Annotated in this window: 15 protein-coding genes; 3 read left to right on the top strand and 12 right to left on the bottom strand. The window is 66.9% G+C overall.

Going from position 1 to position 18,508, the window contains the following annotated elements:
* Positions 1-4: 4 nt before the first annotated feature.
* The 6 genes from KZC51_RS09210 to KZC51_RS09185 all read right to left on the bottom strand — a co-directional run bounded on the left by KZC51_RS09210 (position 5) and on the right by KZC51_RS09185 (position 8,567).
* Entirely contained in the window at positions 5-1,945 is a 1,941-nt protein-coding gene (locus tag KZC51_RS09210) for a DUF6541 family protein (RefSeq protein WP_247629683.1), read from the bottom strand.
* Positions 1,942-2,679 carry an ABC transporter ATP-binding protein gene (locus tag KZC51_RS09205; protein ID WP_247629682.1) on the bottom strand — a complete coding sequence of 246 codons (738 nt, stop codon included), beginning with the start codon at positions 2,677-2,679 and terminating at the stop codon, positions 1,942-1,944. The genes KZC51_RS09210 and KZC51_RS09205 overlap by 4 nt, the downstream gene beginning before the upstream one ends.
* Positions 2,676-3,593 (bottom strand): ABC transporter permease, encoded by a 918-nt coding sequence (locus KZC51_RS09200; protein ID WP_372491767.1) that lies wholly within the window; start codon positions 3,591-3,593, stop codon positions 2,676-2,678. Before KZC51_RS09200 ends, KZC51_RS09205 begins: the two co-directional genes overlap by 4 nt.
* Positions 3,594-3,679: 86 nt before the next feature.
* Positions 3,680-4,825 (bottom strand): glycosyltransferase, encoded by a 1,146-nt coding sequence (locus tag KZC51_RS09195; RefSeq protein ID WP_247629680.1) that lies wholly within the window; start codon positions 4,823-4,825, stop codon positions 3,680-3,682.
* 119 nt (positions 4,826-4,944) lie between these two features.
* Positions 4,945-7,392, bottom strand: coding sequence for an FG-GAP repeat domain-containing protein (locus tag KZC51_RS09190; RefSeq protein WP_247629679.1), 2,448 nt, complete (start codon positions 7,390-7,392; stop codon positions 4,945-4,947).
* A gap of 101 nt (positions 7,393-7,493) precedes the next feature.
* Complete coding sequence (locus tag KZC51_RS09185; protein WP_247629678.1) at positions 7,494-8,567, bottom strand: glycosyltransferase; 1,074 nt, start codon at positions 8,565-8,567, stop codon at positions 7,494-7,496.
* A 121-nt stretch (positions 8,568-8,688) separates the two neighbouring features.
* Between KZC51_RS09185 and KZC51_RS09180 the strand changes: the two genes are divergently transcribed.
* Positions 8,689-10,452 carry a DUF4012 domain-containing protein gene (locus KZC51_RS09180; protein ID WP_247629677.1) on the top strand — a complete coding sequence of 588 codons (1,764 nt, stop codon included), beginning with the start codon at positions 8,689-8,691 and terminating at the stop codon, positions 10,450-10,452.
* 153 nt (positions 10,453-10,605) lie between these two features.
* Complete coding sequence (locus KZC51_RS09175) at positions 10,606-11,178, top strand: hypothetical protein (RefSeq protein ID WP_247629676.1); 573 nt, start codon at positions 10,606-10,608, stop codon at positions 11,176-11,178.
* Between the two features lie 254 nt (positions 11,179-11,432).
* On the opposite strand, the gene KZC51_RS09170 is transcribed toward KZC51_RS09175, so the two are convergent.
* The 6 genes from KZC51_RS09170 to KZC51_RS09145 all read right to left on the bottom strand — a co-directional run bounded on the left by KZC51_RS09170 (position 11,433) and on the right by KZC51_RS09145 (position 17,334).
* On the bottom strand, positions 11,433-12,887 hold the full coding sequence (locus KZC51_RS09170) for an LCP family protein (protein WP_247629675.1): 1,455 nt from the start codon (positions 12,885-12,887) through the stop codon (positions 11,433-11,435).
* Positions 12,884-13,351 (bottom strand): 5-(carboxyamino)imidazole ribonucleotide mutase, encoded by a 468-nt coding sequence (gene purE / locus KZC51_RS09165; RefSeq protein ID WP_247630624.1) that lies wholly within the window; start codon positions 13,349-13,351, stop codon positions 12,884-12,886. Before purE ends, KZC51_RS09170 begins: the two co-directional genes overlap by 4 nt.
* A gap of 118 nt (positions 13,352-13,469) precedes the next feature.
* On the bottom strand, positions 13,470-14,594 hold the full coding sequence (locus KZC51_RS09160; RefSeq protein ID WP_247629674.1) for a 5-(carboxyamino)imidazole ribonucleotide synthase: 1,125 nt from the start codon (positions 14,592-14,594) through the stop codon (positions 13,470-13,472).
* Between the two features lie 78 nt (positions 14,595-14,672).
* Positions 14,673-15,227, bottom strand: a complete 555-nt coding sequence (locus KZC51_RS09155; RefSeq protein WP_372491766.1) for a PH domain-containing protein — start codon at positions 15,225-15,227, stop codon at positions 14,673-14,675.
* Between the two features lie 56 nt (positions 15,228-15,283).
* Positions 15,284-16,051, bottom strand: coding sequence for a biotin--[acetyl-CoA-carboxylase] ligase (locus KZC51_RS09150; RefSeq protein WP_247629673.1), 768 nt, complete (start codon positions 16,049-16,051; stop codon positions 15,284-15,286).
* On the bottom strand, positions 16,051-17,334 hold the full coding sequence (locus KZC51_RS09145; protein ID WP_247629672.1) for a CDP-glycerol glycerophosphotransferase family protein: 1,284 nt from the start codon (positions 17,332-17,334) through the stop codon (positions 16,051-16,053). Before KZC51_RS09145 ends, KZC51_RS09150 begins: the two co-directional genes overlap by 1 nt.
* Before the next feature lie 115 nt (positions 17,335-17,449).
* Here KZC51_RS09145 and KZC51_RS09140 point away from each other — a divergent pair, with 115 nt between their 5' ends.
* Positions 17,450-18,472 (top strand): glycosyltransferase family 2 protein, encoded by a 1,023-nt coding sequence (locus KZC51_RS09140; RefSeq protein WP_247629671.1) that lies wholly within the window; start codon positions 17,450-17,452, stop codon positions 18,470-18,472.
* Positions 18,473-18,508 lie beyond the last annotated feature (36 nt).

Below are 18,508 nucleotides of genomic sequence, written 5' to 3'. Positions count from 1 at the left end.
GTGATCACCGCGCGCACGCTGTGATCCGCCAGAGTGACACGTCGCCGACCGCGGCGACCTCCTCGAAACCGGGCTGACCGTCGAAGTCGGTCATGCCCGGCATCTTGTACCGACCGGGGGCGGATTCGCCCGGTCCGAAGTCGAGGACGTATTCGGGATCGGAGTACGCGTGCAGGGCATCGCAGACCGCACTGTCGGTGCCCGCGTCTCGCAGACCGTTGGCGAGCACCTGCCACTCGTCGGTCCTCGGGGAAGACCAGGTGCGAGGGTAGACGTCCACACCGCTGAGCATGTAACCGAATCCGGCCCCCGTCGACGGATTGCTGATGACCCGCGCGCCGGGCTCGACGAGGTCGTCCAGGGACTCCAGCAGCTCGCGCTCATCCGGCGAGAGGTAGGTGTCGTCATCCGAGAGGTAGCGGGACTCGCGATCGTACGTCCCCTCGAGGAACGCCGGCATGGCGACAGGACGCACGAGCACCAGCACGATCATGAAGACCGTCAGGGCGATCATCCCGACTCCCCCGGAGGGCACGGAAGAGCGCCGGACATCGATCGAGCGGCCACGCAACCGTGCGAGCGATACGACGATGCCGTTCACGCCGATCGCGGCGAGCGGGATCACGACGATGGGTGCGAGCGCGGCGATCCGATACGGATCGGCGTACCAGGCCCCGAGGATGTTGACCCGCACGAGGGGCGCACCGATCGCGGCCACGAGCACGTACAGCGCGGAGATGCCGACCCACGCGAAGACGAACCACCGGGTTCGTCCGTTCCGCCACGCGAAGACGATGCCGGCGAGCATGAGGATGCTCACCCCGATCGCGAACGGGATACGCAGCTGACCGTTGAAGAGGACATCGAGGAACACCTCGAGCTTCCCCCGGAACGGCGGCCAGTGGGATCCACTCGTGCCGCGGGCCAGGGCGACCCAGATCACCGCGAGCAACGCCCAGGAGGCCCCGACGAGTGCCCACCGCCCGGCGCGTGAGGCGATCGGCTTCTCTCGCAGCACCTTCGCAGTGCCCCAGACGAGCACGATCGCCGCCCAGGGCAGGAGGGCGGCTGGCTGGGAGAGGGCGAGCGCACCTGCCACCATGAGGATGAGCAGGCAGGCCCGGGCGATCACGCGCCAGCGCGTACGCTCGCCGGTCCACGCCGGCAGCGAGATGACGACGGCGATGGCCGCCGGGATCATCGCGGTCGACAGGGCGTTGGGGAACAGGACCCCCCACTGGAACATCAGCAGCGGGAACGTCTGCAGCGCACCCGAGAGCACCGCCGCGTAAGCCGCGATCGTGCCGGAAGCGGTCACGACGCGAGTGAGCCAGGCGATACCGAGCGGCCAGATGAGCGCGCCGATCACCAGCGTCACCATATTCGCAGCGATCGGGATGCTGGTTCCTGTGATGGCGACGACGAGCGAGGTGAGCGCATGCCACGCGGCGGGGTAGAACGAGCTTCCGCCGATCACGGCGTTGACGTGCAGCGATGACGCGTCCGCCGTCTCCAGGATGAAGCGCACGGCGTTCATGTGGAAGACGGCATCGTTGGTCTGGGAGATACCCGCAGGATCCGTGATGTAGGCGGCGAGACGCCAGAGCCCGATCAGGATGCCGATCGCGAGCGCGGAGGGAATCAGCCATCGTGGTGCGCCGCCGTCGCGCCCCTCGATCCTGCCGCCGATCGCCCGCCCCAGCAGGGCAGCCACCACGATAACGAGGAGCATCGCGATACCCCAGCTGAGCGGCGACCACGGCACTCCGACGAGACCGAGGACCAGGGCGATCACCGCCGTCGCCAGGGTGCTGAACAAGGGCGCCGTCGCCAGCAGTGCCAGACCGCGCATGCCGACGAGATACAGAGCAGCCGCACCGGGGGCGATGATGACGATCGCGGCGACGAGCAGCACCGGCGTCTGCGTCAACCAGTCCACGATCACGCGTCCACCAGGGCGATCGCCCCCTCGACCTCGCCGTCGTAGACCACTTCACCCTTGTTGATGACGACGCCGCGCGTGCAGAGCTCTCGGACCATCTCCATGTCATGGCTGACCACGACGAGCGTCTTGCCCTCCGCGATGAGCTCCTCGAACTTCAGGCGGCACTTCTCGCGGAACGGCGCGTCACCCACGGAGAGGATCTCATCCACGAGAAGCACGTCGAGTTCGACGTGGATCGCGACCGAGAAGGCGAGCCGCATGAACATTCCGGAGGAGTAGTGCTTGACCTCCTGGTCGATGAACTCCTCGATCTCACTGAACGCGATGATCTCGTCGTAGCGCGCTTCGATCTCGTGCTTCTTCATGCCGAGGATCGCCGCATTGAGGAAGACGTTCTCGCGCCCGGACAGTTCCGGATGGAATCCGGCTCCGACCTCGATGAGACCGGCCACACGACCGCGCGTGAGCACTTGACCGTCATCCGGCTCCATGACGCCCGAGATGAGCTTGAGCAGCGTGGACTTCCCGGATCCGTTGAAGCCGAGGATCGCGACCGACTCCCCTTCCCCGATCGTGAGGTCCACGCCCTTGAGCGCTTCGAACTCGCTGGTGAGCTTGCGTCGCTTGATCCACGCCACCACGGTGTCCTTGAGCGAAAACGCGTGGTTGAGGGTGAAGCGCTTGCGGACGTCATCGATGATGATGCTGGGCTTGATGGCCATCTGTTCGCTCATAGGTCTTGTGCGAACCTTCCTTCGAGACGCCGGAAAACGGTCTGCCCGATCAACAGGGTCCCGACGGAGATCAGGAACGTCCAGAGTGTGTTCCACGCGAGGTCGGGCGGCAGCGCGAAGGCCGACTCGGTCACCGGACGCCAGAAGGCGTAATGGAACAGCTCCACCCCCTGCGTGATCGGGTTGAGCATGTAGAGCTCGACCACCCACTGCGGCCAGCCGAGCCTGTCGACCACGGCGTCCTGCACCTGCGTCCACGCATAGAGCACGGGCGAGGCCCAGGTGGCGAGCAGGAGCAAGAGCTCCACGATGTTCTCTGCATCCCGGAACCGCACGTTGAGAGCGCCGAAGAACAACCCCAGCCCGAGCGCGAACAGCATGACGATGAGCATGCCGGCGACGATCGCGAGGATCGAGAGGATCGAGATGTTCGCGATCCACCCCAGCAGAAGGCAGACGATCAGCAGAAGTCCCACCTGTGGCAGGAAGTGCACGAAGGCGACGATCACCGCCGACACCGCGAACAGCTGGCGCGGCAGGAAGACCTTCCGCACGAGGGGGGCGTTGCCGACTATCGAGGTCGTCGCGTTCTTGAAGGCCTCGGAGAAGAGATTGATGACGACGATGCCCGAGAACAGATATACGGCGTAGTTCGGGATGCCGTGGTCGAGGTTCATGAAGAGCCCGAGCACCACCCAGAACACCAGGAACTGTGCGGCAGGGCGCACGTAGGACCAGGTCCAGCCCAGAACCGAGTTGCGGTACCGCGTCGTGACGCCGGTCCTCACCAGGAGGTTCAGCAGATAGCGCCAGCGCACCACATCGATCAGCCCCCGACTCGTGCCGGGGGTGTCGAACGCGGAACGCGGGACGGCGGCGAAAAGATCTCGGGTATCAGTCACAGGCCCACTCATTCGTGATCGGCGAAACCATCGCCGCAGACTCGTCCAGTGTATTCGACGTATCTCCGTGTCCGCCGAGCGACACATACGACGCGGTGCTATGCGGCGCCGCGCCCCGGCTGGAGCCGGTCCAGGACATCGACCAAGCGGGTGAGCTCCTGCTCTCCGGAATATTCGCCTGCGGCCGCATCGGATGCTTGCTTCCACCCGTCGATCACTGCAGGGTCGAGTGCGTCGAGGGTCGAGGTCAGCGATTCCACGCTGAAATCCTCGGTTACGACACCGAGGCCCTCCTGCTCGACGATCCGTGCCATCTCGGGCGATGGCCCAGTGACGATGCCGAGCCTGGCTTGCAGGAAGTCGAAGAACTTGTTCGGCAGACACCACATGTGATTGAACGTCGTCGGAGGGATCATGCAGAGACCGACGTCGTAGCGGCTCAGCGTCGGCACAAGCTCCTCGAAAGTCACGGCATCATTGATGCGGACGCGATCGCTGCCCTTCGCGAGCTGCTCGAGTTCTCTCACATAGGCGCGATCGTGGTCAGCGACGAGGTAGAAGTCCAAGGTCACGTTCGATGTCGTGCGTACGGCGGCCTCGATCATCACTTCGAGCAGCCGTGACCGCGCGGCACCGCCGCTGTGCACGAGTCGGATGACGTCACCGACCGGTGCGGGTGAGACGTCCGCGAACATCGCGGCGCTTCGCACGATCGCCGGATCGAGCCCGTACTCGCGATACGCGGCGGCCACGCCTTCGCTGACCGTCATGGTCGCCGCCGCCATGGTCACATGACGACGCACCAACCAGTCGTAGTAAGGGGCGACGGTCTTCATCCACTCCGGGCGGTTGTCATACTGACGTGGCGCGAACTCATGCAGATCGACCACGACGCCACGACGGGGTGCGAGTCGGTTGGCGAGTGGCACGGTGTCGACATCGTTCGCGAGCACGATGTCCCAGCTCTCGATCGAGAGCTGATTCCAACTCCAACGGATGTGCGGGAACCTCCAGTAGGCGAGTTCGTAGGCTCTTACTCGGAAAGCCGCCTTCCGTACGGCATAGCGGATCCGCCGTTGCAAGACGGGAGTTCGGTCGTCGCTCGGGAGCGACAGCACGCGAACGCCCTCGATGCCCGGGTCTCCCCGTCCGACCACGGTGATGTCGTAGCTGTCACGCAGCGTGAGCAACTGCCGCTTGACGCGGGGGTCGCGACGCAGCTCGGAGAACGCGAGGATGAGCATTCTGGGGCGCTGCGAACCTGAATCGGACGGATGAGCCAACGAGGTCTCCTAACTGATGTCCCGACTGAGAAGTCTAAGGGCGAGCGGCTCAGCGCCGCGGTCCGCTCGCTCGGGATCGATCAGCCGATAACGCTCATCATCTTCCATCCAGTGCCGATCTTGACGCGTGCCTGCATCTTGCCCGTGCCCGTGCCCGCGTACAGATACATCACGCCGTCCGTGTCGACAGCGACGATGTCGCTCTTGCCGTCGCTCGTGAAGTCTCCAGGGCTGAACACGGTAGAGAACACATCCCAGCCGTGCCCGATCTGGGTAGCCGCGCCGAACGCCCCGCGCCCGGTCAGGGGATACTGACGCAATGTGCCGTCCGTCAGACGAGCGATGATGTCGCCTCGCCCGTCTCCGTCGAAGTCTCCCGCGTAGAAGACCTCATCAGCGATCGTCCAGCCGTGGCTGATCTGCGTTCCGCCGCCAGGGCTCCACCCACCACGACCGTTTCCGCGATAGAGCAGCATGCGACCGTCGTCTGTGAGCACGGCGACGTCAGTGAAGCGGTCTCCGTCGTAGTCAAGACCGCCGATGGCCCGGGTGAAGCCACCCCATCCGTGGCCGATCTGCTGCGGTGCGGCGAAGCCGCCGCCCGCTTTCCCCGCGTAGAACTGGAACGCGCCTGCAGCGTCGATGCGACCGAGGTCGGGGTATCCATCCCCATTGAAGTCGCCGAGCGAGATGACCTTGTCGTTCGCGTTCCACCCCGTCGCCAGGTTCGATCGCGCGCCGAACTTCCCGGTGCCGCTGCCGCCGTAGATGTAGGCCTCACCTGTCGTCGTTACCGCGACGACGTCGTTCCCCGGGACACCGTCGACGTTGCCCATTCCGCCGGGGAAGGTACGCGGGCCGCTGATGGCTCCGGCTGCAGAGCCCTTGCCGACCAATGTGTGCCAGCCGCTCCCGATGATGCCGGCGCTGGTGACTTTGCCGCTCGCCAGGCCTCGGTACAGCACGAGTTTGCCGTCTGCCGCGTGTGCGAGCAGATCCGGACGTCCGTCGCCGTCGAAGTCTCCCGGGCTGAAGATACTGGTCATGTTGGACCAGCCGTGCCCCATGAGCACACGCGTGCCCCAGCCACCACGGCCGTTGCCCGGGTAGAGATAGAGGTTTCCCGCAGCGTCTCGCGCGACGACATCCGGTCGACCGTCGCCGTTGATGTCGATCCCCCCGGAGACCTGGCTCATCTTGTGCCAGCCTGAACCGACCTTCATCGGAGCTCGGTAGCCGCCGAAACCAGTCCCGGAACGCAGGAAGAGATCGCCCTGAGCGTTTGTTGTGAATAGGTCCGGGTAGCCGTCACCGTCGAAATCACCCGCGGCGTAGGCAGCCACGACACCCGACCAGTCACCGGGCAGCGCCTCGGGCGCGGACAGCTTGGTCCCCCCGTCACTGCGCACCAGGCTGGCGCGCGAGTCCTTGTCGAGCGCGATGAAGTCCCGGTTCCCATCTCCGTCGAAGTCACCCACGTTGATGATGTTGGTGGTGTTCGTCAGACCCGATGCCAGCTGCACCCGCGCTCCCCAGGTGGTCTTTGTGTAGGGATAGCCCCAGACGCTCCCGGACTCATCGACACCGACGATGTAGTTGGTGGTATTCACCGACTTCAGCACGGGCGGTGTGACGGCTGGCTGCTGCGACTGCGTGGATCCGAACCAGTCCGTGAAGTAGTTGTAGAAGTTGCGGTTTCCATATGCCGAGCACGAGTTGCCCTCGCCGTATCCCGCGCGGAGTGCAGCGGCGTTGGGCTGATAGGGCGTGTAGTAGTAGAGCGCTGCCGTGGCGGCGTTCGCGACGTACACCGGCGCCGACCCGCAGGAGGCGTTCGGGTTGTAGAGAATGTTCCAGGTGTTGCCCGGGGCATACCACTGGAACCACTTCCCCTCCATGTAGATCTGCATCTGGCGGGCGGCGCCGTAGATCTGGTGGAAGAAACCCACGTAGTTCGGATCGCACGGCGCGGTGTCGGGGCAGCCCTGCCCCAGCGCGATGTTGTAACGCCAGGCGCTCGGCCAGGTGTGCGTCACAAGGCCCTGCTCCTTCTGGAGCATCACGATCAGCACGCGGGGGTTGATGTTGCACGACTGGGCGACACGGTAGATGATGCGCGCAGCGGACTCGTTCGCGGCTCCCGTGTAGCCGCTGCAGTATGCGTCGGCCGGCCGCGTCACCGACGTGATCTTGAAGTCCTTGAGACAGACGTAACCGCTCTGGCACTTGGCGACCTTGCTGTTGAAGAAGGTCTGGATCTGCGCCTCGGTCATCGTGTTCTTGTTGGTGAACACGGCGTTGCTGATGATGTTCCCCGGAGTGAATCCCGCGAGAGTCGTCTTGGCGAGCCCCGTCGAGACAGGATCGGAGGCGGCACGCGCTGCGCTGACCGCGGTCGACGAAACGGATGCTGTGGCCGCACCGGCGGGGATCACGGTGCTCAGGACAACAGCGAAGGCAGCGAGGAAACAGGTGAAGAGCTGGGGACCCTTCAGTGTGTTTCGAGAGCGTGGGGCACGTCGAGACATGTGACCAGTGTGACGGAAGTTGCAGGATGATGCCACTGTTGCGCGGATTCCCCGACACACTTACGGCGTGTCGGCCGAATGCGCAGCCCGCACTCAGCTGTCTACAGGTCTGCGTGCAGGCCCCAGACGCGCTCCGCCGAGCTTGCCCAGGAGAACGCCCGCGAGCGGTCGGCGGCGAGCACCCGCAGCCGCTCCCCCGCCGAGCCGGCAGCATCCGCGATCGCGTCGGCGAGTTCTGTCGCGCCGACGAGCCGTCCGCCATCCGCGATCACATCGTGATGCGTTCCGCTGTCGACCGCGACCACCGGGACCCCTGCGCTCAGCGCCTCCACGGCGCGCCATGGCCACGCCGCCACCGGATTCGTGGCGACGAACACGTCTGCACCGGCGAGGACGGCGGCGCGATCCGCTGCCCCCAGCGTGCCCCGGATGTGTGCGCGCCGTTCAGGGAGCCCCGCCGCCGACGCGATCTCCGCCAACTGCGGTTCCGCCCCCTCTGCCGCATCGACCACGACGGCGTCGACGTCTGCCGCCACCGCACCCCGGAATCCCTCCGCGAGCGTCGCCGCCGAACCCGTCAACACCAGGTATCGCTCCGGCAGTGAGAGGGCCGCTCTACGCTCACGCGCGTCTCCCGGCGTCGCGAACCCTCTCGGCGCAGCGCCGGCGATGACCCTGATGCGGTCTCCCAGCTTGGTGAGCTCGGACAGACGGCGTGCGATCGCGTGCGATGGCACCACCACGGCATCCGCGTGCTTCAGCGCGCGTCGGAGCATTCCCCGTTGCCAGGCCACCGACGTCTTGGAGAGTACGTCCGGCGAGTCCCAGGCACAGAGATCCCAGAGCGTCAGGGTCGTCTGATCGTTATCGTGCACCCTGTCGTGGCGGACGAGAGGCGCCATCATGCTCGGCGCATGGATGAGCCCGCCGCCGACGCCAGGGGTGAAGCCCAGCTGCCACGATGCCACGAGCTCCCGCCGCGAAAGGGGGAGGGTGCGCACGTCTCCGATACCGGGGATGTCGACCTCCGCTCCCGCCGGCACGATCGCGTCGACGGAGCACCCCGACGGCGCGGTCGCCACGAGGCCGGCTGTCAGGTCGATGGCAGCCGCCGCGTGATCCGGGTCGACGATATGCACCAGCTGATCCAGAACCACACGCAGTCGAGCACCCATGCGATCAGGTTAACCGCGCAACGTCATTCGATCGTGGAGCGCCGCCCCGCGCCGAGCGACTGTCAGCCATCCCTCAGCATCCGCCCACCGCCGTCGAACGGGTTCGTGCTTGAATGCTCAGATGAGCGACGGTCGACTTCCCGTGCGGCGCCGGTGGGTGGGATGGACCATCGGCATTCTTCTGGCGCTGCTCATCATCGCCCTCGGGTGGGTGATCGTGCGCGGGATCGGCGCGGTGAACGACCTCCAGCAGGTGGCGAAGGACTCCTCACGCCTGAAGACGGCGATCACCGCCGCCGACATCACGAGCGCCGAACCGATCGCGGAGAGGATCGCGCATCACGCGCAGTCCGCACGCGAGCTGACATCGGATCCGGTCTGGCAGGCGTTCGGCGTGATCCCCTGGATCGGTCCGAACTTCCGCGCAGTGAGTGAGGTCGCCGAGGTCGCTGACGACGTCGCGCAGAAGGCACTCACCCCGATGCTCGACGTCGCGGAGGATTTCGATCTGGCCGGTCTCGGCTTCACGGGCGGTGCGATCGATCTGGAACCCTTCGCCGCGATCGAGGCGCCCCTCGGCGAGGCGAGCGCCGCGCTCACCGCCGCTCAACTGCAGGCGCAGCACATCGACGAGGACGCGACCGTCGGGCCCCTCGCCGACGCGGTGCGCGAGATGCGCACCACGGTGACGCAGGCGGCGAACGTCGTCGGTGCGCTGCACGGCGCCGCCGTCCTGCTGCCCACGATGCTCGGCGGTGAAGGCCCCCGCAACTACGTACTGGCCATGCAGAACAACGCGGAGCTGCGTTCTTCAGGCGGCATCATCGGGTCGAGCGCACTCCTGCACGCGGAGAACGGCAAGATCACGCTGCAGAAGCAGGCGTCCACCCCTGACTTCCCCGCCCTGGACACCCCTCTCCCTGTCAGCGACGCAACCGTCGCGCTGTTCGAGGACCGACCGGGGCGCTATATGCAGAACATCACGAGCATCCCGGACTTCTCGGAAGCGGGCCCGACGATAGCGGCACGTTGGGAGGGACGTTTCGGCGGAGAGGTCGACGGGGTCATCGCCGTGGACACCGTCGTCGCGGCGAACCTCATGAAGGCGACGGGCGATCTCTCGTTCGGCTCGTTCACGGCCACTCCCGACACGATCGTCAGCATCCTGCTCTCGGAGATCTACGCGACGATCCCCGATCCCCGCGTGCAGGACAAGGTGTTCGCTCAGGCAGCGAGCGCGCTGTTCGGAGCCGCACTCTCGGGCGGCGAACCGAAGGCACTGATCGGAGCACTCTCCGAGTCCGCCGACGAGCATCGCATTCGCATCTGGAGCGCCCATGAGGACGAGCAGAAGGTCCTCGCCGCATCCACCCTGGGTGGAACGATCCCCGCGGACTCGTCGGACGCGACGTATGTCGGAGTACTGATCAACGACAGCACGGGCGGGAAGATGGACTACTACACCCGCGCATCGATCTCAACAGCGATCGGTACTTGCGAGGGCGAGCCGACGACGCAGCTTCGCGTGACCTGGAAGAACGACGCCCCGGCAGATGCGGCGACCGCCTTGCCCGCGTACGTCACGGCCAACGGGTGGTACGGCGTGCCCGCAGGATCTGTCCGCACACTCATCGCCCTGTACGGTCCGGAGGGCGCTACTGCCTCCCACATCGACCGGGACGGCACGGAGGATGGAGTGCAGACCGCGGTGCTCGAGGGACGCGCGGTCGTCCAGCACGAGGTTCTCCTCGCTCCTGGGGAGTCGACCACGATCACGATCGACTTCCAGGGAACGGGGGCGGGTGAGCGGCTGACTCAGGTGCTGCACACGCCGATGATCGACACCCCGAAGACGACTCGCGAAAAGCTCGACTGCGCGTCGTGACTTTCCCCCATTGATGGGGTAGTGTCTACTCACTGGGGAATATATGGGTTCTGCCATCCTGCCGTGGGGGCAGGAAGAACCCACGCAGTCGGACGCAGGGGTGTGTCCGGAGGCGATTCCGCGTGAAATCTGGGGAGAATCATGCTGAAGAAAATGGCTGCCATCAGCCTTACCGTCGGCGCACTCGTGCTCATCGCACCGACTGCCGCCACCGCTGCGCCGTCTGTACCGGCCGCGACGTCTGATTCCTACGCGGAGACGCCTGATGTGCGGGTCAACGACCCGATCATCGACATCTGCGAGGTCTCGACCATCGTCTTCGGCCCCGGGTACTTCCTGCCATCAGAGAACGTGGGAGTGTCCGTTTCCGGCCTGAAGGCTGCCGACTCCGCGGTGTCGGGGAACACCGCCGGCGCCGACGGCAGTCTGACCCTCACGTTCCGTCCGCCGACAGACGGAGAGGGCTCCTACGGGATCACCTTCAACGGCTCGCGTTCGTACACTGCGACGATCACCGTGTCGCACGGGCATGACGCCGCCAGCAGCTGCGACCACGATCCCGTCGTTGCTGCGGCCGGGACGGAGCTACCGCTGACGGGCGGTGCGATCGAGCTCGCTCTCACCGGTGGCAGCGTGTCGCCGTGGATCCTCGGAGGCGGGGCTGCGGCGCTCGTCGCCGGCGGCGCCCTGGTCGCTGCAGGTGCCGCTCGACGCAAGCGCGCCTAGGTCAGATCACCGCCGCGCGCGGTGGTCGGCTGGACGACGGTGATCCCTCCCCCTCCGATCACCGTCGTCTGGCGAGCCCGGTGAACAACCGGAAGCGCACGACCGTCACCGAACTCCGGTGGCTGTCGTGGGCTGCTCTGCGTGCGGATCACAGCGAGACCCGCCTCGCCCGGCGCCTCGCAAGGGCTTTTCGCCGACGATGCGCGCCGGATACGCGGGGAAGCGTCGGCTCGCCTTCGATCATCAGGCGCTGATCAAGGGGCGGGCGTCGGAGTCTCCGTCGGCGGGTGCAGCGCCTGCTGGATCATCTCGTGGATGTGTCCATAGTCCGGATGGTGCTCATCCACACCGTTCTCCGGCGTGAGCTCGATCGTCTGCACCTTCTGCTCCTTGGCCTTCAGCATGAGGTCGAAGAACTCCGGCAGCTTGTCCTGCGGCAGATCCGTATCGATCAGGGCCGTACCGGCCGCGGCGACCTCGTTGAAGCGGGTCAACACCGTCTGCGGGGTGAACTGGTCGAGGATCGCCTCCTGCAACTCGCGTTGACGCTTCATGCGATCCCAGTCGCTCGTGGTGTACCGCGACCGTGCGTACCACTGCGCGGTATCCCCGTCCATGTGCTGGGGGCCGACCTCGATCCAGCCGATCGCCCACTCGTTGGCATCCGTGCCGGTCCAGCCCTCCGGCGGTCCGCCCTTGGGCAACCGCTCTGTGACGTCGATGTCGACGCCTCCGAGAGCATCGACGAGTTCAGCGAAGCCATGCATGTCGACGAAGACGTAGTACGGGATCTCGATTCCGAGCACTCCCTCTGCGGCGTCCTTGGTCGCTTCGATCCCCGGGGTCGATCCGTGAGCAGCGGCATCCGGATACAGGCCGGTGCCCTGGTCCTCGCGGCAGATCTCCGCGGCATTGCGGACGTGATTCATCCAGCCGTTCCAGCCGCACGTGGAGGAGCCATGACCCTCGAAACCGTTCGGGTAGAGCTCGAGCATCGGGCTCCCCGCGCTGAACGGCGCGTTCGGCAGCTCACGCGGGATCCCGGTGATCGTCACCGCGCCGCTGTCAGCGTTGATCGACACCACGGAGATGCTGTCGAAGCGCATCGAATCGCGGCCGTCCCCGCTGTCCGCGCCGAGCAGCAGGATGTTGTAATAACCGTCGCTGGGGGCGAGGCTCGGTCCGCTCTGACCGAAGATCGAGCCGATGGTGTTCCGCGTCGATCCGACCACGGTCGCCGCGTATCCCGCGGCACCGCCGACGAGCCCGAGAAGCACGAGCGCGATGACCGGGATGGCGAGTCGGTGGGCCGTGGGCACCTTCACAAGACGCACCAGTCGGAGGGTGTCGAAGGTCAGCACGACCCAGAGCACCGCGTAGGCGACGAGCAGGATCTGGACGAGGGTGAGGACGGCCGCCGAGAAGAAGCCGCCGCCGATCGTCAGCCACAACAGGGCCGGGCGCGCGAAGAGAGCCAAACCGGCTGCCACGATGAGCAGGAACCAGGCGAGAAGCGTGGCACCCAACCCGAAGCGTCCGAGACGCCGATTCCCGGCGAGCACCTGGGCTGACCCGGGCACGAGAAGGTTCACGATGACGAGCCACCAGCCCCGCTTCGCCATCGTCCCGGCGTCGGCCGGATTCGGATGCCGCAACGGCCGGGGCTCGATGAGAGGCCGGGCAGCGCCGCGAGGCGGCGCCAGGGTCACAGCGACTCCTTCAGCCGTTCGTTCTTCGCCTCTACCTGCGCCTCGAGGTCACGGGAAAATGCCTCCATCCGATCTGCCAGCGCCGGGTCCGCGACACCCAGCATGCGCGCGGCGAGCAGGCCCGCGTTGCGTGCTCCGCCGATGGAAACGGTGGCGACCGGGATGCCCGCGGGCATCTGGACGATCGAGAGCAGCGAGTCCATGCCGTCGAGATATGCGAGCGGCACAGGAACACCGACGACGGGCAGCGGCGTCATCGAGGCGAGCATTCCAGGCAGATGCGCGGCTCCCCCGGCGCCGGCGATGATGACGCGGATGCCGCGGGCACGGGCCTCGCGGGCATAGCTCATCAGCTTGTCGGGAGTGCGGTGGGCGGAGACCACCTCGACCTCATGAGGGATCCCGAAGTCGGTCAGCGCTTGGGAGGCGTCGCTCATCACACGCCAGTCGGAGTCGGATCCCATGACGACGCCGACGAGCGGCGCGGCGGAGGAGTGAAGTGGCTCAGTCACTAGCTCAGGGTACGGTCTGGCGCTGGAGATTCGCCCCACGGCACGCGGCGCACCGCGCAGAACTGTGTGCTCAGAGGAAATGTGCCGCCGCAGCGCGGGCGATGTACACCGCGTCGTCGAGGTCATCGCTGACGACATTGACATGACCGACCTTGCGTCCGGGACGCGGCGCCTTGCCATAGGTGTGGATCTTGGCGGCGGGGTAGTCGGCCATCGCGCCTCCGAAGCGCTCGTCGAGCGCCCCCTCCTCCGGGCCGCCCAGGATGTTGACCATGACCGACCACGGTTGGCGCAAGGCGGTGCTGCCCAGCGGCAGATCGGCCACGGCACGAAGGTGCTGCTCGAACTGCCCGGTGACGGCGCCGTCCTGACTCCAATGCCCGCTGTTGTGCGGCCTCATCGCGAGTTCGTTGACCAGGATCCGATCGTCGTCGGTCTCGAACAGCTCGACAGCCAGCATGCCGGTGACACCGAGGCCGTCAGCGATACGGCGGCCGATGTCCTCGGCGACCTGCGAGAGGCGCTCCGATGCAGCCGGAGCCGGCGCGATGACCTCGGCGCAAACGCCGTCACGCTGCACGGTCTCGACGACCGGGTACGCCACGATCTCGCCCCCGGATCGCCGCGCGACCTGCTGGGCGAGCTCACGGACGAAAGGTACGAGCTCCTCGACCAGCAGCGCATCCTCGGCGACCAGGCCATCGAGCCAGTCCTGGGCCTCGGCGGCACTGCGGACGACGCGGACGCCCTTGCCGTCGTACCCGCCACGCGGCGTCTTGACCACGCCGGCACCGTGATGGGCGTCTAGGAACACCTGGAGCTCATCGACCGTGCGGACGGCTGCCCATTCGGGCTGCGGCACCTCGAGTTCCGCCAGCTTCGCGCGCATGACCAGCTTGTCCTGCGCGAACTGCAATGCATCGGGCCCAGGGTGCACGACGACGCCCTCGGCGACGAGCGCGCGCAGGACCTCCTGCGGCACGTGCTCGTGATCGAACGTGATGACGTCGACGTCGGCGGCGAACGCGCGAACCGCGTCGAGGTCGCGGTAGTCCCCCACCGCCGAGGCGGCGAGCTGTGCTGACATGCCTTCGGCCTCCGCCAGCACCTGCAGATCGAGTCCGAGCTCGACCGCCGGAGCGATCATCATCCGGGCCAGCTGTCCTCCGCCGATCACGCCCACACGCAGCGCCATGTGCCGCCTCCATTCGTCGTCACCATTCTGGCGCATCCCCGGTCGATCCGAGCACACGCTCCAGGAAGCGAAAGGCGATCAGAACGTGGTGCTGGGCTCGGAACCGGCCTGCGCATCACGATGCGCCAGGATCTGGCTGACTTCGATCTGGTCGGCCAGCGTCTCGTGCACCAACGTGACGGTGGGAACGTTCTGGAGCCTCAGCGGAGCGTCCACTCCGTTGGACAGCGTGATGGTTCCCGACCCCCACATCCGCTGGAGCGGACCGCGTCGCACGGAGATCGTGTATCCGCGCGCATGCGACATCTCGCGCCGCTGCCGTGCGCCGACGCCGCGATGAGCGATCACGCGCCGAGTGGTGACGGTGGTGCTCCGCGAATACCAGATGAGGAACGGAAGCACGACCAGAAGCAGCACGACGAGTCCTGCGGCGGACAACAGCATCCAGTTCTCGAAGGGAGCGGGGAGGTTCCCGTAGAAGTACGCGGTGGCCCCGAAGGTCGCGATCAGCACGAGCGCCGACCAGAAGAGCCGTCGTGCGTGACTGCGGAACCGAGCGATCAGCAGTTCCTCGGTGGGCACACCGGGCGGCGGCATCATCGGCCGACCGCCGAGCGTCACGGGGTGAGTCACCCCACCATTGTGCCTGCGATCTCCGACAACTCCGTGCGCGCTGCGGCGTGTCAGAGTCAGGTGGAGCGCACGTGCACCACGTCGCCGGCCGAGATCGCGTGCTCCGTGCCGGCGGCATCCACGAGAAGACGACCATCGGCGTCGAGTCCCGTGGCGACGCCGTCGAGCGTCTGATCCCCCGGCAACGACACCCGCACATGACGACCGATGGTCGAGCACCGCGCTGTCGCCGTCGAGTGCAGCCCGCTCGCGATCGCGTCGCCCGTGTCGATGAGCGCCGTGAGCTGGGAGTCCAGCGCCCTCAGATAGTCGGCGACAAGGCGGTCCTCGTCGACCCGGACGCCTGCGAGCGCGAACGATGTCGCCGTCGGAACCGGCAACTGCTCCGCCGTCATGGCGGTGTTGACGCCCGCTCCGACGACGACGGCATCGCCGCCGGCCTCGGCAAGGATGCCGCAGATCTTGCGATCCTCGACGAGAACGTCGTTGGGCCACTTGACCGCGACGTGCCGTGCCGGGAGCTGGGAGGCGATCGCATCTGCCATCGCCACGCCAGCGAGCAGCGGGATCCAGCCGTGTGCTGTCAGGTTCGTCGGAAGCACGCGCAGCAGCACCGAGATCGCCAGGGCCGAACCGGCCGGCGCGAGCCAGGTGCGATCGAGACGCCCGCGGCCTGCCGTCTGGTTGTCGGTCAGCAGCACCGACAGATGAGGCCACCCGTCGGTGTCAGCGCCGTGCGACCGGAGCTCGGCATTGGTGGAACCCGACTCGGTGACGACTTCGAGGCGCGTTGCGAGCTCTCGCGCCTGGCGAAGGTCCTTCATCACATCTCCTCCTCGTCGCCCTCGTCATCGTCGTCGTTCTCGTCTACGACGATCGCGCCCATCTCATGCGCGTGCCAGCGGTCCCATTCCGCGAACAACCGTTCGATGGCGTCGTGGAACTTGGCGGTCGCGACGCCGGGACTCGTGTCGCCGAAGTAGTGCTGCACCCACATGGTGAGGCGCGCGACGGCGGCTTCGTCCGCCCGCACGCGCTCCACCTCCGCGACGATCTCGCGGGCACCCTCCACGGTCAACCATTCGCAGTCCGCCAGGTAGCCCTTCGTGTCGATCGAGGCGCGCTCGTCGCTCGGGCGCGTGATCATCAGGGGACGGCCGGCAGCGAGGCGGTCGTAGACCATCGCCGAGATGTCGACGACGGCGACGTCGGCTGCCGAGAGCTGCCATCCGAGATCGGCGCCATGGTCGTATACGTGCTGTGCGGTGGAATCGGCCGCGTTCGCCGCCGCGATCGCCGCCACGATGCGCTTGTGGGCCGCGCCGTAGCCGGCGTCGACGACGCCGCTGCGCGGATGCGGACGGTAGATGACGCGGTGCCGCCCCGTCGCGAGCAGCGCGTTCACCAGGGTCTCCCCGTGCGAGGCGATCGAACCGTAGTGCGCGCTGGGGCGGTCACCCTCCCAGGTCGGTGCGTAGAGCACGACGATACGGTCATCCGGAGTGTACGGAAGCGTGCCCGAGTAGTGATCCGCCTGAGGACGCCCGATCTCGATGGTCCGCTCGTCGACGTCGTAGTCCCACAGGGTGCGCGAGAGGCGATCCCTGGCGGCCTGGCCGGCAACCAGCGCATAGTCGTAGGCCTTGTACTGATTGGTGGTCATGTACATCTTGTCGGACTCGCCGTGATTGATGAACACGTGCCAGCGGCGGCCGTAGCGGAACATCTGGAAGTTGCGGGTGTTCTGATTCACATAGAGCACGACACGGATGTCCTGCTTCGCGATGAACCTCTCGAGGTCGCGCACGGTCGGCACGAAAGCCACCGGCGGAGCATCCTCTTCGAGCAGCCGCTCCGCCCCTGCCGCGTGCCGTGCGAGGATCACGACGGGGCGATGCTGCGCCAGCGCGGCCAGCGGCCGATACCACTGGCGCATCTGGTACATGTTCACGGCCCCGTCGGCGAAGTAGACCGCGACCTGATAATGCCCCTCGGGGTGCGGAGGCTCCTCGGCGAGCCGACGCCGCACCCTCTGGACTGCCGCGCGCGAGGCCAGAGCGCGCCTCAGCAGCCGGTACGCCTTCTTCGCGTCTGACATTGCACCCATCCCTCCAGGATACGTCGGCCCATGGAAGTGCCAGGCAGCGGTACCCCCTCCGTGACATGATCGAGAGGTGCAGGACAGTGAACCCAGAGGGACGGTGACGGGAGTGTCCTTCGTCATGCCTGTCCTCAACGAACGCGCCTACCTGCAGCATGCCGTGGAGTCCGTGCTCGCGCAGGATCTCGACGGTCCCGCGGAGCTGGTTCTCGCGCTCGGGCCCTCGACAGACGGCACCACCGAGCTCGCCCGGTCCCTCGCCGCCGTCGACGACCGCATCCGGCTCGTGGACAACCCGGCCGCCCACATCCCTGTCGGCTTGAATGCAGCCATCCGCGCCAGCCGGTACCCGACGATCATCCGGGTGGACGCCCACTCCGAGCTATCGCCGGGGTACGCCGCCCGTGCGCTGCGCACCCTCGACCGCACCGGCGCCGCCAACGTGGGCGGAGTCATGCACGCGGAAGGACGGACGCCGTTCCAGAAGGCCGTCGCCCGTCTCTACAACTCCCCCGTCGGCCTGGGTGGAGGGGCGTACCACGGTGGCGCGCGCGAGAGCGAGGCCGAATCGGCATACCTCGGCGTGATGCGTCGCGACGTGCTCGACGAGGTCGGACTGTTCGACGAGACCATCCGCCGCGGGGAGGATTGGGAGCTGAATCTCCGCATCCGCCAGGCCGGCCACCTGGTCTGGTTCGATCCCGCTCTCTCCGTCACCTATTGGCCCCGCGAGAGTTGGCTGCGGCTGGCGCGCCAGTTCCGAGCGACCGGCGCGTGGCGCGGCGAACTGGTGCGCCGCTTCGGCCGGCGCAACGGCCTGCGCTTCTTCGCGCCGCCTGCGCTCGTGCTCATCGTCGCGGTCGCGATCGTGATCGGCGTGTTGCAGCTGACGGGCGTGCTCTCCGGGACGGCCGCGCTGGTCGCTGCCGCGATCTACCTCCCGCTCGTCGCCTATGCGCTGCTCGTGTTCGCGGTCGCCCTCGCCCCCGGCGGTGGCGGGGTACGCCAGCGCCTCTGGACGCTGCTCGTGCTCCCGACCATGCATCTGGCGTGGGGTTTCGGGTTCCTTGGCGGCGTGCTGCGCGGCGCGCGCGACACGGTGGATGCCTCGCGGCTCGGCTCGCGGAACACGCCTCTTCCCTGATCCCGGAACCGCCTCAGCTGAGGACGGCATCGCCGT

Source organism: Microbacterium croceum, from assembly GCF_023091245.1.
Taxonomy (GTDB): domain Bacteria; phylum Actinomycetota; class Actinomycetes; order Actinomycetales; family Microbacteriaceae; genus Microbacterium; species Microbacterium croceum.
Note: the sequence above shows the minus strand (reverse complement) of the source record. Positions and strands in the feature narration are given on the sequence as shown.